19 protein-coding genes are annotated in these 25,511 nt (G+C 68.1%); 13 read left to right on the top strand and 6 right to left on the bottom strand.

The genetic code is table 11. The features are described from left to right. Nucleotides 1-5: 5 nt before the first annotated feature. Genes EV138_RS02865 through ctaC form a run of 3 tightly spaced genes read right to left on the bottom strand, consistent with a single transcriptional unit; the run spans nucleotide 6 to nucleotide 3,072 of the window. A complete protein-coding gene (locus EV138_RS02865) occupies nucleotides 6-401 on the bottom strand; it encodes a cytochrome c oxidase subunit 4 (protein WP_133976897.1) in 396 nt (131 codons plus the stop codon). After that, entirely contained in the window at nucleotides 398-2,176 is a 1,779-nt protein-coding gene (gene ctaD, locus EV138_RS02870) for an aa3-type cytochrome oxidase subunit I (RefSeq protein WP_133976898.1), read from the bottom strand. The genes EV138_RS02865 and ctaD overlap by 4 nt, the downstream gene beginning before the upstream one ends. After that, nucleotides 2,173-3,072, bottom strand: coding sequence for an aa3-type cytochrome oxidase subunit II (gene ctaC, locus EV138_RS02875; protein WP_133976899.1), 900 nt, complete (start codon nucleotides 3,070-3,072; stop codon nucleotides 2,173-2,175). Before ctaC ends, ctaD begins: the two co-directional genes overlap by 4 nt. Nucleotides 3,073-3,329: 257 nt before the next feature. Between ctaC and EV138_RS02880 the strand changes: the two genes are divergently transcribed. The 5 genes from EV138_RS02880 to pulA all read left to right on the top strand — a co-directional run bounded on the left by EV138_RS02880 (nucleotide 3,330) and on the right by pulA (nucleotide 11,852). Then, nucleotides 3,330-4,469 (top strand): cysteine desulfurase family protein, encoded by a 1,140-nt coding sequence (locus EV138_RS02880; RefSeq protein ID WP_238157926.1) that lies wholly within the window; start codon nucleotides 3,330-3,332, stop codon nucleotides 4,467-4,469. Beyond that, entirely contained in the window at nucleotides 4,466-4,672 is a 207-nt protein-coding gene (locus EV138_RS02885) for a sulfurtransferase TusA family protein (RefSeq protein WP_133976900.1), read from the top strand. Before EV138_RS02880 ends, EV138_RS02885 begins: the two co-directional genes overlap by 4 nt. Nucleotides 4,673-4,715: 43 nt before the next feature. After that, nucleotides 4,716-5,276, top strand: coding sequence for a GNAT family N-acetyltransferase (locus EV138_RS02890; RefSeq protein WP_133976901.1), 561 nt, complete (start codon nucleotides 4,716-4,718; stop codon nucleotides 5,274-5,276). Continuing rightward, nucleotides 5,273-6,049 (top strand): SIR2 family NAD-dependent protein deacylase, encoded by a 777-nt coding sequence (locus EV138_RS02895; RefSeq protein WP_133976902.1) that lies wholly within the window; start codon nucleotides 5,273-5,275, stop codon nucleotides 6,047-6,049. The genes EV138_RS02890 and EV138_RS02895 overlap by 4 nt, the downstream gene beginning before the upstream one ends. Nucleotides 6,050-6,119: 70 nt before the next feature. Then, nucleotides 6,120-11,852, top strand: a complete 5,733-nt coding sequence (gene pulA, locus EV138_RS02900; RefSeq protein ID WP_133976903.1) for a pullulanase-type alpha-1,6-glucosidase — start codon at nucleotides 6,120-6,122, stop codon at nucleotides 11,850-11,852. Nucleotides 11,853-12,011: 159 nt separating this feature from the next. Here the strand turns inward: pulA and EV138_RS02905 are convergent, their stop codons facing one another. Next, nucleotides 12,012-12,896 carry a diacylglycerol/lipid kinase family protein gene (locus EV138_RS02905; RefSeq protein ID WP_238157927.1) on the bottom strand — a complete coding sequence of 295 codons (885 nt, stop codon included), beginning with the start codon at nucleotides 12,894-12,896 and terminating at the stop codon, nucleotides 12,012-12,014. Nucleotides 12,897-12,930: 34 nt separating this feature from the next. Between EV138_RS02905 and EV138_RS02910 the strand changes: the two genes are divergently transcribed. The 4 genes from EV138_RS02910 to EV138_RS02925 all read left to right on the top strand — a co-directional run bounded on the left by EV138_RS02910 (nucleotide 12,931) and on the right by EV138_RS02925 (nucleotide 17,405). After that, complete coding sequence (locus tag EV138_RS02910) at nucleotides 12,931-14,301, top strand: serine hydrolase domain-containing protein (protein ID WP_133976904.1); 1,371 nt, start codon at nucleotides 12,931-12,933, stop codon at nucleotides 14,299-14,301. Between the two features lie 74 nt (nucleotides 14,302-14,375). Continuing rightward, a complete protein-coding gene (locus EV138_RS02915; RefSeq protein WP_133976905.1) occupies nucleotides 14,376-15,314 on the top strand; it encodes an NAD-dependent epimerase/dehydratase family protein in 939 nt (312 codons plus the stop codon). Nucleotides 15,315-15,395: 81 nt separating this feature from the next. Then, nucleotides 15,396-16,154 (top strand): MerR family transcriptional regulator, encoded by a 759-nt coding sequence (locus EV138_RS02920; protein ID WP_133976906.1) that lies wholly within the window; start codon nucleotides 15,396-15,398, stop codon nucleotides 16,152-16,154. Between the two features lie 60 nt (nucleotides 16,155-16,214). Continuing rightward, nucleotides 16,215-17,405: a M20/M25/M40 family metallo-hydrolase gene (locus EV138_RS02925; RefSeq protein WP_133976907.1), complete on the top strand. Its 1,191-nt coding sequence runs from the start codon at nucleotides 16,215-16,217 to the stop codon at nucleotides 17,403-17,405. A 154-nt stretch (nucleotides 17,406-17,559) separates the two neighbouring features. Here EV138_RS02925 and EV138_RS02930 read toward each other — a convergent pair whose 3' ends face one another. Beyond that, nucleotides 17,560-20,403: an FAD-binding and (Fe-S)-binding domain-containing protein gene (locus tag EV138_RS02930; protein ID WP_133976908.1), complete on the bottom strand. Its 2,844-nt coding sequence runs from the start codon at nucleotides 20,401-20,403 to the stop codon at nucleotides 17,560-17,562. A 66-nt stretch (nucleotides 20,404-20,469) separates the two neighbouring features. On the opposite strand from EV138_RS02930, the gene EV138_RS02935 reads away from it, so the two are divergent. From EV138_RS02935 to EV138_RS02945, 3 genes are read left to right on the top strand one after another with little or no spacing between them, the layout of a single operon-like run. Continuing rightward, nucleotides 20,470-21,063, top strand: coding sequence for a GNAT family N-acetyltransferase (locus EV138_RS02935; protein ID WP_133976909.1), 594 nt, complete (start codon nucleotides 20,470-20,472; stop codon nucleotides 21,061-21,063). A gap of 33 nt (nucleotides 21,064-21,096) precedes the next feature. Then, the gene (locus EV138_RS02940; protein WP_133976910.1) at nucleotides 21,097-22,428 is read left to right on the top strand and encodes an amidase family protein; all 1,332 of its coding nucleotides are present in this window, start codon (nucleotides 21,097-21,099) and stop codon (nucleotides 22,426-22,428) included. Nucleotides 22,429-22,431: 3 nt separating this feature from the next. Then, nucleotides 22,432-23,271, top strand: coding sequence for a MerR family transcriptional regulator (locus EV138_RS02945; RefSeq protein WP_133976911.1), 840 nt, complete (start codon nucleotides 22,432-22,434; stop codon nucleotides 23,269-23,271). Here EV138_RS02945 and EV138_RS02950 read toward each other — a convergent pair. After that, the gene (locus EV138_RS02950; RefSeq protein WP_133976912.1) at nucleotides 23,210-23,944 is read right to left on the bottom strand and encodes a TetR/AcrR family transcriptional regulator; all 735 of its coding nucleotides are present in this window, start codon (nucleotides 23,942-23,944) and stop codon (nucleotides 23,210-23,212) included. The two genes, EV138_RS02945 and EV138_RS02950, sit on opposite strands and share 62 nt — an antisense overlap. 96 nt (nucleotides 23,945-24,040) lie before the next feature. Here EV138_RS02950 and EV138_RS02955 point away from each other — a divergent pair, with 96 nt between their 5' ends. Next, complete coding sequence (locus EV138_RS02955) at nucleotides 24,041-25,498, top strand: DHA2 family efflux MFS transporter permease subunit (protein ID WP_133976913.1); 1,458 nt, start codon at nucleotides 24,041-24,043, stop codon at nucleotides 25,496-25,498. Nucleotides 25,499-25,511 lie beyond the last annotated feature (13 nt).

The following is a 25,511-nucleotide window of genomic DNA, read 5'->3' on the forward strand; positions in this document are numbered from 1 at the left end:
GACGCTCAGTGAGCGTGGTCGCCGCGGTAGTACTCGAAGATGAAGCCCGACAGCGTGACGATGCCGAAACCGCAGCCGACGATGAACAGCCACCAGCCGAACACGATGCCGAGGACGACGACCGCCAGCGTGCCGGCGCACCACAGGGGCCACCACGAGTACGGCGGGAAGAAGCCGAGCTCGCCGGCGCCTTCCACGATCTCGGCTTCCTTGCGGTCCTCCGGCCGGGCGTCCATCCGGCGCCCGGTCACGCTGAGGTAGAACGCCACCAGCAGGGAGAGGAAGAACGTCATCACCAAGGCGGTGGTGCCGGTCGGGTCCTCCGACATGAGCCAGTAGATCGGCGTGACGATGAGGACGAACACCGTCAGGATGCCGAAGACCCAGGCCTCAGCCTTCATGCCTTGCCCTCCCCGTCCACGCCGGTACCGGCGCTGATGTTGCGTTCAAGGTTCTCGACGCGGCCCTGGTCCTCGCCGGCGTCGAGCAGGTTGTCGCGCGGTGCGCCGGAGTCGCCGTACTCCGCCATTGCGATCTCCGGGTGGTGCAGGTCGAAAGCGGGGCTCTCGGACCGGATCCGCGGCAACTGCAGGAAGTTGTGCCGCGGCGGCGGCGAACTGGTCGCCCACTCCAGCGAGCGGCCCCAGCCCCACGGGTCGTCGACACCGACCAGCGGCGCCTTCCGCGACTTGTAGACGTTGTAGAAGAACGGCAGCATCGACAGGCCCAGGATGAAGGCACCGACGCTGGACACCTCGTTCAGCGTGGTGAAGCCTTCATTGGCGCCGTACGACGCGTAGCGCCGCGGCATGCCCTCGACGCCGAGCCAGTGCTGCACCAGGAACGTCGTGTGGAAGCCGATGAACAGCAGCCAGAAGTGCAGCTTGCCGAGCTTCTCGTCCAGCATCCGGCCGGTCATCTTGGGCCACCAGAAGTAGAAGCCCGCGAACATCGCGAACACCACCGTGCCGAACACCACGTAGTGGAAGTGCGCGACCACGAAGTACGAGTCGGACAGCTGGTAGTCCAGGGCCGGTGAGGCCAGGATGACGCCGGTCAGGCCGCCGAAGAGGAAGGTCGTCAGGAAGCCGATCGACCACAGCATCGGGGTGTCGAACGACACCGACCCGCCCCACATCGTGCCGATCCAGTTGAAGAACTTCACCCCGGTCGGGACCGCGATCAGGAACGTCATGAACGAGAAGAACGGCAGGTTCACCGCGCCGGTGACGAACATGTGGTGCGCCCACACCGCCACCGAGAGGACCGCGATCCACAGCGTCGCGCCGACCAGGCCGATGTAGCCGAAGACGGGCTTGCGGCTGAACACCGGCAGGATCTCGGTGATGATGCCGAAGAACGGCAGCGCGATGATGTACACCTCGGGGTGCCCGAAGAACCAGAACAGGTGCTGCCACAGCAGTGGCCCGCCGTTGGCCGCGTCGAAGACGTGAGCCCCCAAGGCTCGATCCGCCTCCAGCATCAGCAGCGCACCGGCCAGGATCGGGAACGCGATCAGCACGAGGATCGACGTCACCAGGATGTTCCAGGTGAAGATCGGCATCCGGAACATCGTCATACCGGGCGCGCGCATCGTGATCACGGTGGTGACGAAGTTGACCGCACCCAGGATCGTGCCCAGACCGGCCATCCACAGACCCATGATCCACAGGTCACCGCCGATACCCGGCGAGCGAACCGCGTTCGACAGCGGGGCGTAGGCGAACCAGCCGAAGTCGGCCGCGCCACCGGGAGTGAAGAAGCCCGACAGCGTGATCAGACCGCCGAACAGGAACAACCAGAAGCTGAACATGTTGAGCCGCGGGAAGGCGACGTCGGGGGCGCCGATCTGGACCGGCATGATCACGTTCGCGAAGCCGACGAACAGCGGCGTCGCGAACAGCAGCAGCATGATCGTGCCGTGCATGGTGAAGAGCTGGTTGTAGACCTCTTCGTTCACGATCTGCAGCCCCGGCTTGGCCAGCTCGGCGCGGATCAGCAGCGCCATCACGCCGCCGATCAGGAAGAAGATGAACGAGGTGATCAGGTACAGGTGGCCGATCAGCTTGTGGTCGGTGGTGGTCAGCCACTTGACCGCGATCTGGCCCTTGGTCCGTCGGCGCGGCAGGACCGCACTCGCCGCGATGCCGCCTGTGCGCTCGGCGAAGTCGGTCACTTCTCGCCCTCCTTGCCCGGGTGGCCCGGAATGGTGGTCGCATCCTGGCCACCGGTCGCGGCGCCGGTCTGGCCGCGGCGGGCCAGGTCCTCCAAATGCGCCTTGTACTCATCGGGCGTGACCACCTTGACGGTGAACACCATCCGGCTGTGGTAGAGACCGCACAGCTCCGCGCACTTGCCCGCGAAGGTGCCGGTCTTGGTCGGGGTCAGCTCGAGCTTGTTGGTGCGGCCCGGGATGACGTCCAGCTTGAAGTAGAACGAAGGCACCCAGAAGGAGTGGATGACGTCCGGCGAGGTCAGGTCGAAGTGCACCGACTCGCCCTGCGGCAGCCACAGCTCGGCCGGCTTGTCGAGCGTGCCGGTCTCCCAGACGCCCTCCTGCCCGTCGACGGTGTCCTTGTAGTTGAAGGTCCACTGCCACTGCTGGCCGACCACGTTGATGGTGTGCGACGGGTTGTCGCTCATCTTCGTGATCTCGTTGCCGTGCTCGACGGTGTAGAAGAACAGCACGCCGATGATGGCGAACGGGGCCAGCGTGTACAGCACCTCGAGCGGCAGGTTGTACCGCGTCTGCCGGGGCGCGTCTTCGTTGCGCTTGCGATAGCGGACGACCGCAAAGAGGATCAGGCCCCACACCATCACACCGATGATGAGGGCGGCGATCCAGGCGCCGATCCAGAGGCTCTTCATCGCCTCGGTCCGGTCCGAAGCGCCCTCGGGCAGGCCGAGTCGCTTCCACTGCTCGTTGGTCTGCGACGAGCAGCCGGTCAGCAGCAACGTGCCGACCACTACCGCCGCCGGAACCAGCAAGCGTCGCTTCGCCGGACGTGCGGCGGCCGCGGTCTTCTCCAGACCAGCTGCGCGCTCGACTCCGGGCGTGCCGTTCGAACCCACGGGGCGCCTTTCCCTTCCCAGGTGAGACTGACGACAGAACACTACTGGACACCTCTGACCGTTCTGCGCATAGGTAGGGCTAGAGCATGTCTGCCCACCCACTGCGTGCTGCGCGGCACTCGGTGGGCGTCTCGCCGCATTGGCGAAGTGCCCACGATGCTGGGCATCGAGGGCACTCCTCCAGCACACCGAGCCACTCCACCGAGCACCTGCTCGCGACTGCAGTGGGTGGGCAGACATGCTCTAGCGTTTCCCCCGTGACCGAGCCTGGGATCCAGCGTGCGTATTTAGATGCCGCGTCGTCCGAACCACTGCATCCGGCAGCCCGGGAGATGTTGCTGTCGGCAGTGGATTCCGGCTGGGCGGATCCGGCCCGGCTGCACCACGAAGGACGGACCGCGAGGCTGCTGCTGGACAACGCCCGCGCAGTGCTCGCTGAGGGTGTCGGCGTGCGCCCGGACGAGCTCTACCTGACCACGTCGGGCACCGCCGCGATCCACGCCGGCCTGGCCGCTGTGGCTGCCGCCAGGCGCCGGATTGGCTCCACCATCGTGCACTCGGCCGTCGAGCATTCGGCAGTACTGCATGCTGCTGCGGCTGCCGGTACTGCGGTGGAGGTGGGCGTGGATCCGCTCGGCCGGATTGATCGGGACGCCTTCACTGCCGAGGTGACCAAGCCCGGCGTGGCTGTTGCCGCGCTGCAGTCGGCGAACCACGAGGTCGGGACACGTCAGCCGATCAGTTGGGCAGCCGAGGTCTGCGCCGAAGCCGGTGTGCCCTTGTTCGTCGACGGAGCCGCCTCACTCGGGCACGACGCAGTACCGGCCGGGTGGTCGGCGTTGGCGGCCAGTGCGCACAAGTGGGGTGGACCGGCGGGGGTCGGGCTGCTCGCAGTACGGAAGGGCACGCGACTCGCGCCGGCCTGGCCTGTGGATGAGAGGGAGGACGGGCTGTCCCCTGGGCATCCCAACGTCCCTGCCATCTTGGCGGCCGCTGCTGCCCTGCAGGCCCGGCTGGCCGAGGCCGACGAGCTCGACAAGCAGCACCGCACCTGGATCGACGAGCTGCGGCAGCGGATCGCGAGCGACATCGCCGACGTGGAGGTGGTCGGCGACCCCGACGACCGGCTCCCCCACGTACTGACCTTCTCCTGCCTGTACGTCGACGGCGAGGCGCTGGTGACCGCGCTCGACGCTGAAGGCTTCGCCGTGTCGAGCGGCTCAGCCTGTACTTCGAGCACGCTGCGCCCCTCGCACGTGCTGGCCGCGATGGGAGTGCTCACGCACGGCAACATCCGGGTCTCGCTCGGCCGCACCAGCACACACGACGAGGTGGACCGCTTCGCGTCGGTCCTGCCGGGCCTCGTCCGGCGGATCCGGGCGGAGGTCGGGATGTGACGCTCGACTGCCGCGGCATGCTCTGCCCACTCCCCGTGATCAAACTCGCCCAGACCATCTCCGAGGTGGCGATCGGCGACACGATCACGGTCCTCGCCGACGACCCGGCCGCCGCCACCGACATCCCCGCCTGGTGCCGGATGCGCTCGCAGGAGTTGGTCTCCGCCGAGAACGAGCAGTACGTCGTACGCCGCCTCAGCTAAATCCATTCGCACCTGCTGTGAATTCGTTGGAACACTGCGGTGTGTGACTGACTTCTCGGTGAAGCCGACGCTGACTGGCGACCTGGTCATCCTGCGCCCCTTGGACGAGGACGACTACGACGCTCTGAGAGCCGCGATGGACGACCCGGAGGTGGGCCGGCTGACCGGCAGCCACGGCGAGATCACCGAGGAGCAGGCTCGGCAGTGGATGCGGACCCGCAAGGATCAGACCGACCGGCTCGATCTGGCGATCGTGGACAAGGCGACCGGTGCGACCGTCGGCGAGGCCGTCCTGAACGAGTGGGACCCCGACAACGAGTCCTGCAACTTCCGGATCCTGATCGGGCCCGGCGGCCAGGGGCGTGGACTGGGTACCGAGGCGACCCGGCTGATCGTCGGGTACGGGATCGAGGTCCTCGGGCTGCACCGGATCGAACTCGGCGTCTATTCCTTCAATCCGCGCGCTCAGCGCGCCTACGAGAAGGCAGGTTTCGTCGTCGAAGGCGTACGCCGGGACGCGCTGCGCTGGGACGGCGAGTGGTTCAACTCGATCGTGATGTCGGTGCTGGCTCCCGAGTGGAAGGCAGTACTTTCGGAGGCGTGACCACTGCCGATGAACTCGTCGCGAAGGCCGAGCGGATCGCCGTACTGACCGGGGCCGGCATCTCGACCGCGTCCGGGATCCCCGATTTCCGCGGGCCGCAGGGGCTGTGGACGACGAATCCGGCGGCCAGTGTGATGTTCGACATCGACGAGTACGTCGCTTCGCGGGCGGTCCGGATCGAGGCGTGGAAGTTCCGCCTCGCCGCGCCGATGTGGTCCGCCGAGCCGAACCCGGGTCATCTCGCCCTGGTCCAGTTGGAGCAACAGGGCCGGCTGGCCGGGATCGCGACGCAGAACATCGACGGGCTGCACCAGAAGGCCGGCTCGTCCTCCGGCCTGGTGCACGAATTGCACGGCACGGTCCGCTTCGTCGACTGCCTGAGTTGCGCTCGCCGGGTGCCGATGGACGAGGTCCTCCCCCGGCTCACCGCGGGCGACGAGGATCCGGCCTGCGAGCTCTGCGGCGGCATCCTCAAATCAGCCACGGTCTCCTTCGGCCAGTCCCTCGATCAATCCGTCCTCGAGGCAGCCGTCGCCGCCACCCGGTCCGCCGACCTCTTCCTAGCCATCGGCACCTCCCTCCAGGTGTACCCAGCTGCCGGCCTCTGCGACCTGGCGCTCCAAGCCGACATCCCCCTCGTCATCCTCAACGCCACCCCCACCCCGTACGACGAGGAGGCCACCGCCGTCCTCGCCACCCCCATCGAAACCACCCTCCCCGCCCTGGTCGGCTGGGCCACCCCGCGTCGGCCGTTACCTGAACGCGACCTTTGAGGCGTTCCCCCCGGCGGAAGGCGGAGTTAGCGTCCGGGCAGATTGTCCTGTCTTGGGGAGGGGTCCCGTGATGAGTAGGTCTGTCGTCCATCGGTTGACAGCGGGGGTGACCGCGGCTGCGATGGTCGTGCTCGGCCTCGGTACGGCGACACCGGCGCCGGCTCAAGTCGTCGCGGATCGGGTGATCACCGTCGCCGGGTCGCTGCAGAGCGAGCTGGGTTGTCCGGGCGACTGGCAACCGTCGTGTGCGGAGAGCGAACTCACCAAGGGGACCACCGGCACGCAGTACGGGCGGGTGTTCGACGTGCCTGCCGGGGCGTACGAGTACAAGGTCACGGTCAACGGGAGCTGGGACGAGAACTACGGCGCCGGCGGGACGCTCAACGGGGCGAACATCCCGCTGCGGCTCGAGGGGCCGGCCAAGGTGCAGCTCAGCTACGACGACACCACCCACCTGGTCACGGTGAAGCCGGTCGACCTCGCCGGCGGGCTGACGGCGGCCGACAAGGCGCTGGCGAGTCCGAGCCTGCGCAAGGACCTCACCAAGGAGCGGTTCTACTTCCTGATGGCGGACCGGTTCGCCAACGGTGACAAGACGAACGACGCCGGCGGCCTGACCGGCGACCGGCTCAGTACGGGGCTCGACCCGACCGACAAGGGCTTCTACCACGGTGGCGACCTGGCCGGTGTGATGCAGAAGCTGGACTACATCAAGTCCCTCGGTACGACGAGCATCTGGCTGACCCCGTCGTTCAAGAACCGGCCGGTGCAGGGCACGGGCGCGAACGTGAGCGCCGGGTACCACGGGTACTGGATCACCGATTTCACCCAGATCGACCCGCATCTGGGCACCAACGCCGACATGCGCAAGCTGATCACGCTCGCGCACGGCAAGGGGATGAAGGTCTTCTTCGACATCATCACCAACCACACCGCCGACGTGATCGACTACCAGTCCGGGCAGTACGGCTACATCCCCAAGTCCACCAGCCCGTACAAGGATGCCAACGGCAACGTTTTCGACGACAAGGCCTACGCGGGCGGCGACACGTTCCCGCCCCTCGACAAGAACGTGAGCTTCCCGAACGTTCCGGTCTTCCGGACGCCGGCCGACGAGACCGTCAAGGTGCCGGCCTGGCTGAACGACCCGACGCTCTACCACAACCGCGGCGACTCGACCTTCGCCGGCGAATCGGCCGAGTACGGCGACTTCGTCGGGCTGGACGACCTGTTCACCGAGCAGCCGAAGGTCCGCGACGGCATGATCGACGTCTACAAGAGCTGGGCCGAGTTCGGGATCGACGGGTTCCGGATCGACACCGTCAAGCACGTGAACATCGAGTTCTGGCAGAAGTTCTCGCCAAAGATCCTGGCCGCCGCGAAGACGAGCGGCGCGAAGAAGTTCTTCATGTTCGGTGAGGTCTACGACGCCGACCCGAAGTTCATGTCGACGTACACGACCAAGGGCGCGCTGCAGGCGACGCTCGACTTCGGCTTCCAGCAGAACGCGGTCGCCTTCGCCGAGGGCAAACCGAGTACGCAGTTGCGCGATCTCTACGCCAACGATGACTACTACACCGACGCAGACTCCAACGCGTACCAACTGCCGACGTTCCTCGGCAACCACGACATGGGCCGCGTCGGTACGTTCCTCAAGCAGAACGGCGTCAACGGCCAGGAGTTGCTCGCCCGCGACAAGCTTGCGCACTCCTTGATGTTCCTGACCCGCGGGCAGCCGGTGATCTACTACGGCGACGAGCAGGGCTTCACCGGTGCGGGTGGTGACAAGGACGCGCGGCAGGACATGTTCGCCACCAAGACGGCCGACTACACCGACGACGAGGTCGTCGACGGTACCGGGACCACCACGATCGGCAGCAAGGACCGCTTCGACGTCAATGCGCCGATGTACAAGCACATCGCGGGTCTGCAGAAGTTGCGCGCGCAGTACCCGGCTCTGGCCGACGGGACTCAGGTGCACCGCTACTCGTCGAACGCCGGCGGGCTGTACGCCTTCAGCCGCTTCGGTGCGGACCGTACGGAGTACCTCGTGGTGGCCAACAACGCGACCACTGCGAAGTCGGCGACCATTCCGACGTACATGAAGGACAGCAAGTTCAAGCCGATCTATGGCGGCACGACTGCGCTGAAGACCGACCGTGAAGGCCGCACTCTGCTCACCGAGGCACCGCTGTCCGTGACGGTCTACCGGGCCACCACGACCCTGCCGTACCGGGCGAAAGCGCCAGCGGTCTACATGAGCTCGCCAGAGCCGGGTGCGTCCGTCGGTGGCCGAGCGGAGATCGCTGCTGCTGTGCCGGAGAACACGCCAGTGACGGTGACGTTCGGCTACCGCCCAGTCGGTACTACGGCGTGGCAGCGACTCGGGTCGGACGACAATGCGCCGTACCGGGTCTTCCACGACGTCAGCGGACTGCCGAAGGGGACCCTGCTCGAGTACAGGGCCGTACTGCGGGATGCCTCGGGCAACTACTCGGTGTCGGGCTCGTACGGGATCGTCGGTGACGCACCGGCACCCGGTGGCGGCGGTGGCGGTGGTACCGGACCTGTCACCCAGCCGGCGAACGTCAGCGTGCCGGGCGACCACAACAGCGAGATGGGCTGCACCGGCGACTGGCAACCCGACTGCAGCCAGGCGCAGCTGACCCTGGACCCGAAGGACAAGGTGTGGAAGGGCACCTACACGCTGCCCGCCGGAGAGCACGCCTACAAGGCCGCGATCAACAAGTCGTGGGACGAGAACTACGGCGCCGGTGGTGCTTCGAACGGCGCCAACATCTCCTACACGGCTCCTGGTACGCCGATGACGTTCTACTACGAACACGGTCGGCACTTCGTCACCTCCAGCGCGGAGGGACCAATCATCACCGTGCCGGGCTCGTTCCAGTCCGAGCTGGGGTGCCCGGGCGACTGGGCGCCGGACTGCATGCGCCCCTGGCTGACCGACCAGGACGGGGACGGTACCTACACCTGGTCGACCACCGAGATCGGAGCGGGCAGCTATGAGGCGAAGGTCGCGCACAACCTGTCCTTCGACGAGAACTACGGAGCCGGCGGCGTCAAGAACGGCGCGAACATCCCGATCACCGTTCCGGGCGACGGCCTCGTCGTCACCTTCTCGTACGTGCTGGCGACCCACGTGCTGACCGTCACCTCGTCGAAGCCGGGCGCGCAGCCCGATCTCAAGCAGGCCAAGGCGTACTGGGTCGGGCGCGACCTGCTCGCAGTACCGGCGGTCGCGCATCCCGAGCGGTCTCGCTGGCGGCTGCACTGGTCGCTGACGGGTTCGCTCGCCGTCGACGCTGACGACATCGGCGGTTCGTCTGTCGGGTTGCGCGTTGATCCGGCCGGTCTTCCGGCGGCGGTACTGGCGAAGTTCCCCAAGCTGGCCGGGTACACCGCGCTGCGGTTGGATCACGCCGACGCCGCGAAGATGCTGAAGGGGCAGCTCGGCTTGGCGCAGTACGACGATGCCGGTCGGTTGCTGGATGCGACCGGGGTACAGATCCCCGGCGTACTGGATGACCTGTACGCCGGGTCGGCGGCCGGACGCTCGTACGGCGTGACGTGGCGCGGCGGGGTGCCGCGGTTCACCTTGTGGGCGCCGACCGCGCAGAGCGTCGTCCTGCTCATCGGCTCGCAACGCGTTCCCCTGAAGGCGAACTCGGACGGCTCATGGTCCGTGGACGGCCGGAGATCATGGGAGAGCGCTCTCTACCGTTTCGAGGTCAAGGTCTTCGCGCCGACCACGGCCAAGGTGGAGACCAACGTGGTGACGGATCCGTACTCCGTGGCGCTCACCACCGACTCGACGTACTCCGTGGCGGTGGATCTCGACAGCGCCGCGGGGAAGCCCGCCCTCTGGGCGAGGACTCCGTCGCCGAAGCTCGCTCGCGGTGTGGACTCGACGATCTACGAGCTGCACGTGCGCGACTTCTCGATCAGTGACCCGACCGTGCCGGCCGCGCATCGCGGCACCTATCTCGCCTTTGCCGACGAGGGCAACGGCACGAAGCACCTGCGAGCGCTGGCCGCGGCCGGGCTCAACACCGTGCACCTGTTGCCGACCTTCGACATCGCGAGCATCCCGGAGAGCGCTCACTCGGATCCCGCCTGCGATCTCAAGTCGTACCCGCCGGACTCGGAGCAGCAGCAAGCCTGTGTCGCCGCTGTCGCCGCCACCGACGGGTTCAACTGGGGTTACGACCCGTACCACTGGCTCGCGCCGGAGGGTTCTTATGCGACGGCGGCTGCCCGGGACGGGCTGGCGCGAGTTGCGGAGTTCCGCACGATGGTCGGTGGGCTGCACAAGTCGGGGCTGCGCGTAGTACTGGACCAGGTCTACAACCACACCCCGGCCGCCGGGCAGGCTCCGACGTCGGTGCTCGACAAGGTTGTCCCCGGCTACTACCAGCGGCTGAACGCTGTCGGCGGAGTGGAGAACTCGACCTGCTGCAGCAACGTCGCCACCGAGCACACGATGGCCGAGAAGATCATGGTCGACTCGACCGTGTCGTGGGCGAAGAACTACCGAGTCGACGGCTTCCGGTTCGACCTGATGGGCCACCACAGCAAGGCGAATCTGCTCAAGGTGCGTTCCGCGCTGGACAAGCTGACCCTCGCGCACGACGGTGTCGACGGCAAGAAGATCTACCTGTACGGCGAGGGCTGGAACTTCGGTGAGGTGGCGGACAACGCTCTCTTCGTCCAGGCCTCCCAGGGCAACCTCGGCGGTACCGGGATCGGCACGTTCTCGGACCGGATGCGGGACGCGGTGCGCGGTGGCGGTCCGTTCGACGACGACCCGCGCGTCCAGGGTTTCGGCTCCGGCGCCGCGAGCGACCCCAACGGTGCTGCCGTGAACGGTACGCCGGCCGAGCAGGCGAAGCGGCTCGCTCATGACACCGACCTGGTGCAGCTCGGGCTCGCGGGCAACCTCCGCTCGTTCACGTTCCACTCGGCCGACGGCGGCGCCGTCGTACGGGGTGACGGGGTCGACTACAACGGCTCGCCTGCGGGTTATGCGGATCAGCCGGACGAGGTGATCAGCTATGTCGATGCCCACGACAACGAAACGCTGTGGGACTCGCTGACGTACAAGCTGCCCGCTGGATTGCCGATGGCGGACCGGGTCCGGATGAACACGTTGTCGCTGGCAACCACTGCGCTTGCCCAGACCCCGTCGTTCTGGCACGCCGGCGCCGACCTGCTCCGCAGCAAGTCACTCGACCGCAACTCCTACAACTCCGGCGACTGGTTCAACACCCTCGACTGGACGGGCGCCGACAACGGGTTCGGCCACGGCCTCCCGCCGAAGGCCGACAACGAAGCCAAGTGGCCGTTCATGAAGCCGCTCCTGGCCAACCCGGCGCTCAAGCCGACGGCCGCGGACGTGGCGACGGCGTCCGCCGCGGCCGCCGACCTCCTCAAGCTGCGCTTCTCCACCCCGTTGTTCCGCCTCGGCTCAGCGGACCTCATCAACCAGAAGGTCAGCTTCCCCCTCAGCGGCACCCCCGCAGCCGTCCCCGGAGTCGTCACCATGCACATCGACGACACCACCGGCCCGGACATCGACCCGTCGTTGAATGGCGCCCTGGTCATCTTCAACACCACCGGGTCACCCGTGACCCAACAACTCCCATCCCTGACCGGCACCGCCTTCACCCTCTCCCCCATCCAGGCAACCGGCTCGGATTCCGTCGTCAAACAAACCACCTGGACCACCGCGACGGGCACAGCAACAATCCCCGCCCGCACGGTCGCGGTGCTGCTCCAGCACTAACGTCCACCGGTCTCCGCGTCGTTGCTGTCACCAACGACGCGGAGACGGGGGCATCACGCGTTGCGCCGACCAGCGAGCTGACCAGGCGCTCGTACTGCAGTTCCCCGGTCAGCTGACCTCGAGCGGCCGACGTGAGAGGCGCGAAGCGCGTCCGTAGTACTAAGGGACTCGGACGACGAGGGCGTGGGGGTCTACGGTGGCGGTGAGGGTGGTGCCGGCCGGGATTTCGTCGCCGTCGAGTTCGCGGCGGACGGGGTGGGTGGTGCGGAGCTGGATGGTGCGGCCGGTGAAGCGTTCGATGTGGCGGCCTTCCTGGATCGACTTGATCACCAGGCTCAGCGCCAGGCGGGGCCAGTGGGTCAGCCGGCGTGGCGCCAGGATGACCAGGTCGATCAGGTTGTCGTCCGGGAGGGCGTCGGGCAGCAGTGGGATGTTCGCCTGCAGCGTGCCGACGTTGCCGATCACAACCGTGCGGGCACGGCGGGTGATCGGCGGTCGCTCGTCGATGGTGATCTCGACCTTGACGAACGGGTGGTTGAGGTTCTTCAGCGTGGAGACGATGTACGCCGCCCAGCCCACGTGTTTCTTGAGGTCCTCCGGGGCGTCGGCGATGATCGCGGCGTCCAGGCCGAGGCCGGCCATCACCATGAAGCGGTCGGTGCCGAGTTCGTCACCCTCGACCTGCACGCTGTCGATCCGGCGCTCCGATCCGCCCAGTACTTCGGACAGCGCGGTGTCGAGGTCGAGCGAGATGCCCAGGTTGCGGGCGAGCAGGTTGCCGGTGCCGGTGGGCAGGACGGCGACCGGGATCGCCGTCCGGGCCAGTTCGCCACAAACCACGCGGACCGTGCCGTCGCCGCCGGCGATCACGACGAGGTCGACCGTCTCGTCGATCGCGCGGCGGGCCATGGTGACGCCGGCGTCGTCCTCGGTCGTCTCGAGCCACAGCGTGTTCTCGAAGTCGTGCTTGGTGAGGGCGGCGTCGACGGTCGACTGGAAGTCTTCCGGCACTTTGACCGGGTTCAGGATTACTGCGGCTCGCAAGAGTTTGTCCGTCCGGGGAGATAGCGTCTGAGGAATGAGCAGCCTTCCATGGAGTACCCCAGAAGCCCAGGGTCTAGCCACCGCCGCGCTGGACTCGTTCGTCGCCGCGCTGGACGCGTCCGACCAGGAGATCCAGACGCTGATGCTGCTCCGGCACGGTCAGGTCGTGCTGGCCGAGGAGTGGGCGCCGTACCGGCGGGCCGATCGGCACATGCTGTTCTCGGTGTCGAAGAGCTTCACGTCGATGGCGATCGGGCTGCTCGTCGAGGCGGGTCAGCTGTCGCTCGACGACCAGGTGATCTCGTTCTTCGACGCGGACGATCTGCCGGCGACGGTCAGCGACAACCTGGCCGCGATGCGGATCCGGCACCTGCTCACGATGACGACCGGACACTCCCAGGACACCGTCGAGAGGCTGAGCCGGGACCGCCGGATGGTGCGGATCTTCCTCGGTCTCGAGGTGGAGGAAGAGCCGGGCACGCTGTTCGTCTACAACAGCGGCGCGACGTACATGTTGTCCGCGATCCTGCAGAAGGTGACCGGCGAGCGGCTGCTCGACTACCTCCGGCCGCGCCTTTTCGAGCCGCTCGGCGCCACCGAGGCGATCTGGGACGTGTCCCGCGAAGGCATCAACACCGGCGGCTGGGGGCTGAGCCTCAGCACGGAGTCACTGGCGAAGTTCGGACAGTTGCTCCTGCAGCGCGGTGAGTGGGAGGGCCGGCAACTGCTCCCGGCCGAGTGGATCGACGCGGCCACCAGCCGGCAGGTGCCGAACGACAACGAGGACAAGGTGGACTGGCGGCAGGGCTACGGTTTCCAGTTCTGGCGCGCCCGGCACAACACGTACCGCGGCGACGGAGCCTTCGGCCAGTACTGCGTGGTGTTCCCCGAGCAGGACGCGAGCCTGATCATCACCAGCGCGTCGCCGGACATGCAGGCCACCCTGGACATCGTCTGGGAGCATCTCCTGCCGGCGTTCGAGGGCGCGACCGGCGACGGGACCAAGCGACCGCCACGCCTGGAGATCGTGCCGCCGAAGGGCGCGGTGCCGACCGGGAACGGACGGACCTACCGGTTCGAGCCCAACCAGGCGATGCTGAAGGCGGTCCGCCTCGATGCCGACGGCACGGGAACGTTCACCTTCGCGGTCGAGGGCCAGGGCGAGCAGGACGTCGTCTGCGCTCCTGGCGACTGGCGTGAGCTGACGGACGAGCTGACCGACCCGCCGGCCCGGTTGGTGACCAGCGCGTACGCCGATGGCGACGCCTTCGTGGCGACCTTCCGCTACCTGGAGACTCCGTTCGTGGTGACGATGACCTGCCGCACCGACGGAGAGGCGATGACGATCGAGGGCCTCAACAACGTCGGCTTCGGCCCGGCGAGGTTCACCCTGCGCTCGCGGTGACGCGGGTCACAGTCACGAATCTCCGGGCCGCCGTGTCCTTGGGTCGTACAGCTTGAGACGACGGAGGACGAGACATGAAGATTCTGGTTGCGGGTGCGACGGGCGGACTCGGACGTTCCTTGGTACCCAAGCTGGTGGCGGCCGGGCACGAGGTGACCGGGATGATCCGGTCGGCCTCGAGTGCGACCTCGGTCCGGGAGCAGGGTGCCGGCGTGGTGATCGCGGACGGGCTCGACACCGCCGCGGTCAAGGCGGCGGTGACGGCGACCGAGCCGGAGGTGGTCGTGCACCAGATGACCGCGCTGCGGGGCGGTATCGACTTCAAGAGGTTCGACAAGAGCTTCGCGGTGACGAACCAATTGCGCACGAAGGGCCTGGACAACCTGATCGCCGCGGCCGAGGCCACCGGCGTACGGCGGATCGTCGCGCAGAGCTATGCCGGCTGGAACCTCCAGCACGGTGGGTCCGCGACGAAGACCGAGCAGGATCCGCTGGAACTGGCTGCGGAATCGAGTGCCGCCGAGACGATGGCCGCGTTGCGCTACGTGGAGTCCCGCGTCACCGGGCTCGACGGGATCGAAGGCGTCGCGCTGCGGTACGCGAGCTTCTACGGCCCGACCGGCGACATCGGCGCCGGCGGCTCGATGGTCGAGCTGATCCGCAAGCGCAGGCTCCCGCTCATCGGCGACGGCAGCGGGGTCTGGTCGTTCATCCACTACGACGACGCCGCGGACGCTACGGTGAAGGCGATCGAGAGTACGGCGACCGGCATCTACCAGATCGCCGACGACGACCCGGCGGCCGCCAAGGTCTGGCTTCCCGAGTTCGCCCGGATCCTCGGCGCCAAACCACCCCGTCACGTGCCCACCTGGCTGGGCCGGCTGGCGGTCGGCGAGTTCGGAGCGGCCGCCTTCACCGAGATCCGCGGCGCCGACAACTCGCTGGCCAAACGCACCTTCGACTGGCAACCCGGCTACGCCAGCTGGCGCACCGGCTTCCGCGAAGGCCTGTGAGTTGACCTTGCCGTAACGGCAACTTCTACGGTCGGACCAGAGCCGGAAGGACCGGCTCACAGCAGCGAAGGAGCGACGGAGATGGCCTGGTCGATCGCCGAGGTGGCGCGGATGTCCGGCGTCACCAGCCGCACCCTGCGGCACTACGACGCGATCGGCTTGTTGCCCCCGGCATCGATCGGCGGCAACGGCTACCGCTACTACGAGCAGCCGCAACTCCTGCGGCTGCAGCAGATCCTCGTACTCCGTGAGCTCGGCCTCGGCCTGCCCGCGATCGCCGACGTCCTCGATCGGCAGACCGACGAGGTGGAAGCACTCCGCGACCACCATCGCCGGCTGCTGGCCGAACGCGATCGGCTCGACACCCTGGTCGGCACCGTCGCCCGCACCATCGCTGAACTCCAGCACCGGAAGGGTAGCCAGATGCCGAAGATCAACCGCCCGGAGAATCTCTTCGAGGGATTCGACCCCGGCAAGCACGACGCGGAAGCCGAGCAGCGCTGGCCGCAGGAGTGGGCCCAGTCCCAGCAGTTCGTGAGCAGCCTCACGCCGGCGGACAACCAGCGCATACAGCAGGAACTGACCGACCAGCTGGTCCGGATGGCCGAGCTGATGGTGGCCGGCAAGCCGGTCGACGACGCGGCGGTGCAGGCCGAGGTCGACACCCACTATCAAGGGGTCGCGCGATTCTGGACTCCCGACGCGACGGCGTTCAAGGCGCTCGGGCAGAGCTACGTCGACGAGCCGCAGTGGCACGGCGTCTACGAGCAGATCGCGGCCGGCCTGGCGGCGTACCAGCGTGACGCGATGGCTGTCTACGCTGACACGAAGCTGAGCTAGCTTGTGCTGGGGAGGCTGCAGACTCCCCGGACCAACCGAGTTCTTCGCGAAGGGCAATCAGTGAGTCTCTCCCGCACCGAGCAGGCCGTCCTCGACAGGATCGACGAGGAGCTGCTCGTCCGTACGGCGCAGTCGTTGCTCCGGGCAACCGGTCAGAATCCGCCGGGCGGCGAAGCGGCAACCGCGGCGGCTCTGCGTGCTGCCGCTGAGGAGCTCGGCCTGGAGGTGCTGACGAGTCCGGTCGAGTCTGGCCGGGACAACGTGTCGGTCGTCCTTTCCGGCGGCGACGGGCCTGGACTACTCCTGCTCGGGCACACCGACGTCGTGCCCGTCGGTGAAGGCTGGACCAGGGATCCGTTCGGTGGCGAACTCGTCGACGGGCGGCTCTACGGCCGCGGCGCCTCCGACATGAAGGGCGGACTCGCCGCGGCACTCATCGCACTGGCCGCTCTCCGCGGCGTCTCGTTGTCGGGGCCGGTCGAACTGGCCGCGCTGGTGGACGAAGAGGAGACCGGCAAGGGCATCCGGTCGTACGTCGAATCGGCCGGCCGATCGTTCCTCGGGTGCATCACGGCCGAGCCGACCGATCTCCAGACCATCATCGGCGCCCGCGGCGACTCCTATCTCCGGGTCGAGATCCACGGTCGGGCCAGCCACGCCGGCAACCCGGACGGCGGCGCGAACGCGATCTACGGCGCCGTCGCGGTCGTCGCCGAGGTCGAACGCCTGCACAAGGAACTGGCTGCCTCGCCCCATCCCCTGCTCGGGCCGGCGACCTGGAGCGTCGGCCGGATCGACGGTGGCACGGGCGGCTCGATCGTTCCGGCCGAGTGTGTGGTGATCGCGGACCGGCGGCTGCTTCCCGGCGAGTCGCCGGACGCCGTACTGGCCGACCTCCGGACCCGGGTCGAAGGGCTCGGGCTCTCGGAGCGCGGCCTGACCTTCGACCTCGAGATGCCGATGGAAATGCCCGCCTTCGAAACGGCTCCCTCGGCTTCGCTGGTGCGGGTCGCGGATGCCGCCCTCGCCGACGCGGGCGGTCCGGGACTGCCCCTGGGTGGCTGGACGGCAGCCTGCGACGGCGGCTTCGTCGCCCGAGACCTCGACGTACCGGTCGTCGTCCTCGGCCCCGGCTCGGTCACCACCCAGGCCCACCGCCCCGACGAATCGGTCGCCGTCACCGAACTGCTCATCGCCGCCCGCACCTACGCCCTCACCGCCCTCCGCCTCCTCGCCCGAGAAACTGCTTGATCACCGGCACGAGCCGATCCGGTCCGCCGCCAGATCCTCAGCCTCCGCCGGAACGCCCCTGCCGCCTGATCACCGGCCTCCGCTTGATCGCCTCGCGCGGTCGAGGAGATGACGCTTGACGTCCCTGGCCTACTGCGGAATCAGCTCGGCCGGCCTACTTCTCCTGAGGCAACGCGGCCGCGAGTAGCTGGGCCAGGTGGACCGGGTGGCGGTTGGTGGCGTGGGTGATCTGGGTCCGGCAGCTGAAGCCGTCGGCGATGATCTCGGTGGCTGGGTCCGCCGCTCGAACGGCCGGCAGGAGAACGCGCTCTCCGATGCTCTTCGACACGGCATAGTGGTCGCGTTCGAAGCCGAAGTTGCCGGCCAGGCCGCAGCAACCCGAGTCGGGAATCTCGGCCTCGATGCCCGCCGCCTTCATCAGTTGCCGGTCGGCGTCGAAACCGAGTACGGCGTGCTGATGGCAATGCGTCTGCACCAATGCGGCTCCGCCGACCTGCGGCGGCTCCCAGTTCGCTTTGCTCAGAAACTCGGAAAACGTTTGCGTCGAGGCGGCGACGGCCGCGGCGAGCGGGTTTCCGGCCAGCAGGTCGGGGAGCTCCTGACGGAGGGCCGCTGTGCAACTCGGTTCGAGCCCGACGATCGGCGTCCCGGCGGCGAGGTGCGGCGCCAGGATCGCGAGAGAGCGCTCCATGACGCGTCTGGCCGTGCCGAGCTGGCCGGTCGAGACCCAGGTGAGACCGCAGCAGACTCCCTTGGCCGGCAGCACCACCTCGTACCCCGCGGCCTCCAGAACCTCGACCGCGGCGCGGCCGATCTCAGGAGCAAAGTAGTTGGTGAACGTATCCGGCCAGAGCAACACCTTGCCCCGGGCCCCCACTTTCTTGCTCCTGGCAACGAACCATGCACTGAAGGTCTCCGTCGCAAAGGCAGGCACCTCGCGCTCCGTCGCGATCCCACCCAGCCGTTTCACCAGCCTCGATGCGGCGAACCAGTTCGCGAGCCGCGGTGCGTGCGACGCGAACCGGGACCACAGCGGAAGCCAGCCCATCGACCAATGCGACAACGGGCGGGCCCAGGGCCGGTGGGCGTAATGGTGATGGGTGAACTCGGCCTTGTACGTCGCCATGTCCACGTTCACCGGGCAATCGGACTGACAACCCTTGCAGGACAGGCAAAGGTCGAGCGCATCGCGCACCTCGGTCGATCGCCAGCCGTCGGTGATCAGGTCACCTTCGAGCATCTCCCACAGCAGGTGCGCCCGCCCACGCGTCGAGTGCAGTTCCTCCCGCGTCACCTGGTAGCTCGGGCACATCACTCCACCGGACGCCTGCCGGCACTTGCCGATCCCGACGCACCGGCGCTGCGCCTGCGCGAAGTCGTGATCGTCGGCCGGATAGTCGAATATCGTCAGCAGCTTGCGATCCTTCGCCGCGCCCTGATGCCGAATGCCGACGTCCACCGGCGACGGATCGACGATCATGTGCGGATTCATCACGCCGCCCGGATCCCAGATCCGCTTCAGCTCACCGAACAGCCGCACCCCGTCGGCGCCGTACATGCGAGCCAACAACTCCGACCTCGCCCGCCCGTCGCCGTGCTCCCCCGACACCGAGCCGCCGAGCTCGACGACGAGGTCCGTGGCCTGCTCGACAAACGCCCGGTACGTCGTGAGGCCACGCCGGCTGAGCAGGTCGAAATCGATCCGCATGTGTATGCAGCCCTCGCCGAAGTGCCCGTACGACGCGCCGGACAACCCGTGGCGGGACAAGATCTCGTCGAGGCCGCGCAGATAGGCACCCAGGCGTGCAGGCGGTACGGCGGCGTCCTCCCAGCCACCCCAGGCTTCGGCACCGTCGGCCCGCCGGGTTGCCAGACCGGCGGCGTCGGTGCGGCATCGCCAGAGCACCACTTGAGCCCCAGCATCGGTCACCAGGGACGCGGTCGCCGGTGAACCGGAGTCGCGGAGTTCCTCGATCAACTGCCTCGCCGCTTCGGCCGCAGCAGCCTCGTCCGCACCACCGAGCTCGACCAGCAGCCACGCACGCCCAGCCGGCAGCCCTGCCTGTACTGCGGACTCGCGGACCTCGGTCGGCAGCCGCTCGACCAGGTCGGAGTTGATCGACTCCATCGTCAGCGGGCCGTGTCGCAGGACGATCGGGACGCAGTCCGCCGACGTGATCGAGTCGGCGAACCCGAGCACACACAAAACCTTTGCTGCCGGCAACGGAGTCAGCGCCACCGTCGCCTGCAGCGTCGCCGCAAACCCACCCTCACTCCCAGCCAGCAGCCGTGCGACCTCGAACCCGTACTCCGGCAGCAACCGATGCAGCGCATACCCCGAGATCTGCCGACTGAACTGCCCGAAGCGGCGCCGGATCAGCAACTCGTTCCGTTCCACCAACTCGTGCAACGCACGCTCGATCCCGCCCGCTCGCTCACCGCGCAACTCGGCGCCGTCGACGGTCAGCCTCGTTCCGTCGGCGAGGACCAGGTCGAGCCCGAGCAGGTTGTCCGCCGTCGTACCCCACGCCACCGAATGCGCCCCACACGCGTTGTTGGCGATCATCCCGCCCAGCGTCGCCCGGGACCCCGACGACGGGTCCGCCCCGAACGCCAGCCCGTACGGCCTCGCCGCCGCCAGCAGGTGGGTCAGCACCACGCCCGGCTCCACCACCGCACGCCGCCGCTCGGCGTCGATCTCCACGATTCGATTCACGTGCCGCGACCCGTCGATCACCACCCCGCCGATCGCGTTCCCCGCCATCGACGTACCACCGCCCCGCAGGACGACAGGCGCTCCCCCGGCCGCGGCCAGGCTCACCGCGACGGCGAGATCCTCCTGATCGGCGGGCACGACGACGAGGTCCGGCACCGCCCGGTAGTTCGATCCGTCGGCCGCGTACAGCGCCCGGCTCCGCGCATCCGAAGCCACAGAGCCGCGCAACTCCTTGCCCAGCGCCCGTTGCAACCCCGCCACATCAAAGCCCGGACTCACCACACACCACAATCTACCTATCGTGCCGGCGCGAAGATCAGCGTCGGGTGACCCCACTAGGATCGCGGCATGCCTCTGCTTGTGGAGCCGGCTCTGCCCGAGGGAACGCTCCGGGACGGCGCCCAGCCCCAGCTCGCGACCAGCGACGGCTTGGTACTACGGCCCTGGCGGGCAAGTGACGCCCCGGTGGTCCAGACGGCCTTCTCCTGTCCGGACATTCAGCGCTGGCATGTCCGGCGACTCGACAGCCTCGACGAAGCAGTCGAGTGGACCAGGCAATGGGCCGGCCACTGGGACGCCGAGAGCTCGGCAAGCTGGGCAGTCGTCGACAGCGACGACCAGCCCCTCGGCCAGATCGGCCTCCGCAACATCTCGCTGGCCGAGGCGTCGGCCGACCTCTCCTACTGGGTGATCCCTGCCGCGCGCGGCCGCTCCATCGCCGCGCAATCGGTGAACGCCTTGTCCGCTTGGTCTTTCGGCCAACTCGGCTTCCACCGCCTGGCCATCCACCACTCCACCGCCAACACCGCGTCGTGCAGGGTCGCCGAACGCACCGGCTATCCCCTCGAAGGAACCATGCGGCAAGCCATCAAACACGCCGACGGCTGGCACGACTGGCACCTCCACGGCCGCCTCGCCGCCGACCACTGGCTACGGGGTTGACCCTGACACGGTGTCAGACCGTACTGCTGGCCCATGAACAACTTCCGTACTGCGCGGCAGGCGGCCGAGGCGATCAGCGCCGGTCAGACCTCGTCCCGTGAGCTCACCGAGGAACTCCTCGCCAGGATCGCCGCCGACACCGCGGTGAACGCGATCGTGGAGACACGTCCGGAGTACGCGCTGCGCCAGGCGACGGCCGCCGACGAGGTGGTCGCGTCGGGCGCTGCACTCGGCCCACTGCACGGCGTACCGATGACTGTGAAGGATGCGATCAACGTCGCCGGCCTGAAGACGACGTGGGGTGATCCTCCGTTCGCCGACTATGTGCCTGACACGTCCGCGACGCTCGTCGACCGGCTGGCCGGTGCCGGCGCGATCATCGTCGGCAAGAGCAACGTGCACACGATGCTCGGCGACTTCGGCCAGACCAGCAACGAGCTCTACGGCCGCACCAACAATCCGCACGACCTCACGCGGACGCCGGGTGGGTCCAGCGGTGGCGGTGCCGCGGCACTCGCGGCCGGGCTGACCTACCTGGAGTACGGCTCCGACCTGGTCGGCTCGATCCGCCTTCCTGCGGCCTACTGCGGTGTGTACGGCCTCAAGCCCACCGCCGGCGTAGTACCGCTGGACGGCTTCCAGCCACCCGGCCCACCAGCGCCCGCCAGCGAGTTCCCCACACTGTCGAGCGTTGGCCCGCTCGCCCGGTCGGCGGCCGACCTGCGGACCGCACTGCGAGTCACTGGCGGACCGGCGGGCAAGGCGATGTCATGGCGACTGGAGCCACCGCGCCACCGCAAGCTCCACGAGTACCGCGTGGGATTCGTGCTCGACCACCCCGACGCGCCAGTGACAGCTCAGGTCGGTGCGGCGCTGTCGGACCAGGTCGACGCGCTGGCCCGGCAAGGCGTGAAGCTCGTCGAGGGTTGGCCCGACGGCGTCGATCCGAGCGCTCAGGCGGAGGACTTCGGCTTCCAGGTCGGGCTCTTCTTCGCGCTGAACGGCGGCGGTGGTGATGGTGAGGACTTCGCGAGTCTGGCCCAGGTTTTCGACCACGAACACCGGCGGCTGGCGACCAGGGCGACCTGGCAGGCGTACTTCGAGGAGGTCGACGTCTTCCTCTGCCCGACCAGCTTCACGACCGCCTTCCCGCACGACGACCGCCCATCCGACGAGCGCACGATCGACGGCCGCCCGTACGACGCGCAGGTGTTCTGGATCTCGCACGCATCTCTGGCCGGGCTGCCCGCGGTGAGCATGCCGATCGAGTCCAGCGGTCTCCCGGTCGGAGCCCAGGTGATCGGCCCGTTCCACGAGGACGACACGGCGATCACCTTCGCGGACCTCGTGGCTGGTTCACTCTGAATCATGTTCGCGATCGGGGACTTCGCCCGGCACGGCCGGGTGTCGGTACGGATGCTGCGCCACTACGACGCCATCGGCCTGCTCCGGCCCGCCCACGTCGACGAGGCGACGGGGTACCGCAGCTACGAGGCCGCACAACTGGCGGACCTGAACCGCGTGGTCGCACTCAAGGATCTCGGCTTCACTCTCGAACAGGTCCGCACGATGCTGGCCGATGAGATCAGCCTGGTCGAGGTCCGCGCGATGCTCGCGCTGCGCCGGGCCGAACTCGAGGCCGAGGTGGCCGAGAGCGCCGCGCGACTCACCCAGGTCGAGTCGCGCTTGCACAGCATCGAGCTGGGCGACGAGGTACCGGCCGTTGTCGTGAAGGACCTGCCGGCCGGCCGGTACGTCGCCCTCGAAGGAGTCGCGGACGACTTCCGGCCGGAGCAGATCAGTCCGGTGATCCGACCGCTGTGCGCCGAGCTCGGCCAACGGTTGCCTGGGGCAACAGGGGTCGTACCGTCCGGCCGGTTGACCTGCTTCTACGAGACGTCCGGCGACCAGGTGAGGCTGCAGGCCGCAGTACCGGCCGCAGTCTCGTACGACGGGGAGCTGAACGGACTCACCGTGCTCGACACCCCGGCCTTGCGGGCTGCGACCCTGGTGCACCGCGGCCCCATCGACGAAGTACTTCCTGCGTGGCAGGCGTTGGCCCGCTGGGTCGACGACAACGGCTACCGTTCCGACGGGCCGGCGCGTGAGCTCTACCTGGACTGTCCTGATGACCCAGCTGAGTGGGTCACGGAGTTGCAGGAGCCGCTTGCCGGTCCTCGGGCGGAACCATCGCTGCCAGGCCGCTGATCAGGACCTGGAGGCCGAACTCGAAGCGCTCGTCACCCAGCGCACCGGCAGTCAGTGCACCAGCCAGGGCCACAGTGACCGGGTAGCGGTCGGCCGGAAGACTCGCGAAGTGGTTCCGCATGGCGGCCACGAACGACTCGACATCCTCCATGGTCCAGCCGCTGGCACCTTGCACGCTCTCCTCGAAGGCGACCGCGGTCACGTAGAGATGGAGCATGTCGATCGCCCAGGCCGCCGCCTGATCCGGCACCCGGCCGGCCTTGAGGATCGCGAGCATCGCCTCGGTGCTGTCCATGGCGCGCTCCCCCAGCGGCACCTGCCCGATGGCCGCCCGGGCGACCCCGGGGTTGGCCCGCATCACCTTGAGCGTCGATCGCATCATGTCCTTGAGTTGCTCCTGCCAGCGGGCCGGATCGGCTACCGGCAACTCGATGTCGGCCGCGGCCCGGTCGACCAGCAACTGATCGAGCTCCCCCTTGTTCGCCACATGTGCGTAGAGCGAAGCGGGACCCGTGTCGAGGGCCTGAGCGACCTTGCGCATCGAGACCGCCTCGTAGCCCTGGTCGAGGAGGATCCGCATCGCCGCGTCGACGATCCGCTCGCGGTTCAGCGGCGTACGGGTGGGACGGGCCGGCTTCTCGGGGCTGAGCGGCTGCCAGGGCGACGGGTTCATACCACCACTGTAGCGAACACCGTACTTGACTGGAACACCGTTCACATGTAGAACAGTGTTCGTTCACGAACACCGTTCGAATCGTAGGAGCCACCGATGAGCACCTCCCTCACCACCGAGACCGCCCCGCCCCCGGGGTCCGAGCAGACCGCATCAGCCACCGGTACGGCGTACAGGTGGCGCTGGATCGTGCTCGGCACTGTGCTGCTCGCCGAGATCATGGACCTCGTCGACGCCACCATCGTCAACATCGCCGCCCCCTCGATCCGGGCCGAACTGGGCGGCTCCGAATCCGCGCTGCAGTGGATGCTGGCCGGCTACACGCTGGCGTTCGCGATCGGCCTGATCACGTTCGGGCGGCTCGGCGACCTGGTCGGGCGGCGCCGGCTGTTCCTGATCGGCGCCGTCGGGTTCACCGTTGCCTCCGCGCTGTGCGGGCTCGCGACCTCACCCGAACTGCTGATCGGCAGCCGGGTCGCCCAAGGTCTGCTCGGCGCGGTGATGATCCCGCAGGGCTTCGCCATCCTGAAATCCGTCTTCCCGGCCGAGGAGACCGGCAAGGCGTTCGGCATGTTCGGCCCGGTGATGGGGCTGTCCGCGGTCGCCGGTCCGGTCATCGCCGGCCTGCTGATCAAGGCGGACCTGTTCGACACCGGCTGGCGGATGATCTTCTTCATCAACGTGCCGCTCGGCATCCTGGCCGTGCTCGGAGCGCTGCGGTTCATGCCCGAACTGAAGACGCCCGGCGCGACCCGGCTCGACGCGGCCGGTGTGATCCTGGTCAGCCTGGCCAGCGGCCTGCTGATCTACCCGCTGGTGCAGGGCCGCGAGCTCGGCTGGCCGGCCTGGTCGATCGCGATGATCATCTCGTCCTTCGCCGTCTTCGCCCTGTTCGGCCGGCGCGAGCGCCGGTCCGGCAACCCGGTGATCGACCCGTCGCTGTTCCGCAACCGCGGTTACGTCGCGGGACTCGGCGTGATCACCACGTTCTTCCTGGCGATGTCCGGCTTCATGCTGGTGTTCAACCTGTTCACCCAGCTCGGCCTGCACTACAGCCCGCTGCGGGCGGGCCTGGCGATGGTGCCGTTCTCGCTGGGGATCGCGATCGGTGCCCCGCTGTCGGCCGGCCTGCTGGCACCGCGGTTCGGCCGGAAGGCGCTCCAGTTCGGCATCGTCGTGATGGCGATCGCGACCACCGGAGTCTGGTTCACCCTGCACCACAACGGCGTGCAGACCACGATCTGGAACCTGGTGCCGGCCACGCTGGTGATGGGGATCGGCTCGGGCATGGTGTTCGCGCCGCTGTTCGACATCATCCTGGCCTCGATCGACGACAAGGCGGCCGGCTCGGCGTCCGGCGTACTGACCGCGATGCAGCAGTTCGGCGGCGCGATCGGGGTCGCCGTGATCGGCACGGTGTTCTTCCAGCTGATCCCGGCGCACCAGTTCCTCGGTGCCACGAAGACCAGCACTCTGGTGGCCGTCGGCCTGCTGGTGGTCAGCCTGCTGGTCACCTTCGCCCTGCCGCGGCGGGCCCGCGACGACGCCCACTAGAAGACAAGCCGAA

Origin of the sequence: Kribbella voronezhensis, assembly GCF_004365175.1 — a bacterium.
Classification (GTDB): domain Bacteria; phylum Actinomycetota; class Actinomycetes; order Propionibacteriales; family Kribbellaceae; genus Kribbella; species Kribbella voronezhensis.

What these genes read in the sequence shown, in the direction of transcription:
- EV138_RS02935 (WP_133976909.1), top strand. Translation starts at nt 20,470, where the DNA reads ATGCCTCTGCTTGTGGAGCCGGCTCTGCCCGAGGGAACGCTCCGGGAC.
- pulA (WP_133976903.1), top strand. Translation starts at nt 6,120, where the DNA reads ATGAGTAGGTCTGTCGTCCATCGGTTGACAGCGGGGGTGACCGCGGCT.
- EV138_RS02910 (WP_133976904.1), top strand. Translation starts at nt 12,931, where the DNA reads ATGAGCAGCCTTCCATGGAGTACCCCAGAAGCCCAGGGTCTAGCCACC.
- EV138_RS02920 (WP_133976906.1), top strand. Translation starts at nt 15,396, where the DNA reads ATGGCCTGGTCGATCGCCGAGGTGGCGCGGATGTCCGGCGTCACCAGC.
- EV138_RS02945 (WP_133976911.1), top strand. Translation starts at nt 22,432, where the DNA reads ATGTTCGCGATCGGGGACTTCGCCCGGCACGGCCGGGTGTCGGTACGG.
- EV138_RS02950 (WP_133976912.1), bottom strand. Translation starts at nt 23,944, where the DNA reads ATGAACCCGTCGCCCTGGCAGCCGCTCAGCCCCGAGAAGCCGGCCCGT.
- EV138_RS02915 (WP_133976905.1), top strand. Translation starts at nt 14,376, where the DNA reads ATGAAGATTCTGGTTGCGGGTGCGACGGGCGGACTCGGACGTTCCTTG.
- EV138_RS02955 (WP_133976913.1), top strand. Translation starts at nt 24,041, where the DNA reads ATGAGCACCTCCCTCACCACCGAGACCGCCCCGCCCCCGGGGTCCGAG.
- EV138_RS02865 (WP_133976897.1), bottom strand. Translation starts at nt 401, where the DNA reads ATGAAGGCTGAGGCCTGGGTCTTCGGCATCCTGACGGTGTTCGTCCTC.
- EV138_RS02940 (WP_133976910.1), top strand. Translation starts at nt 21,097, where the DNA reads ATGAACAACTTCCGTACTGCGCGGCAGGCGGCCGAGGCGATCAGCGCC.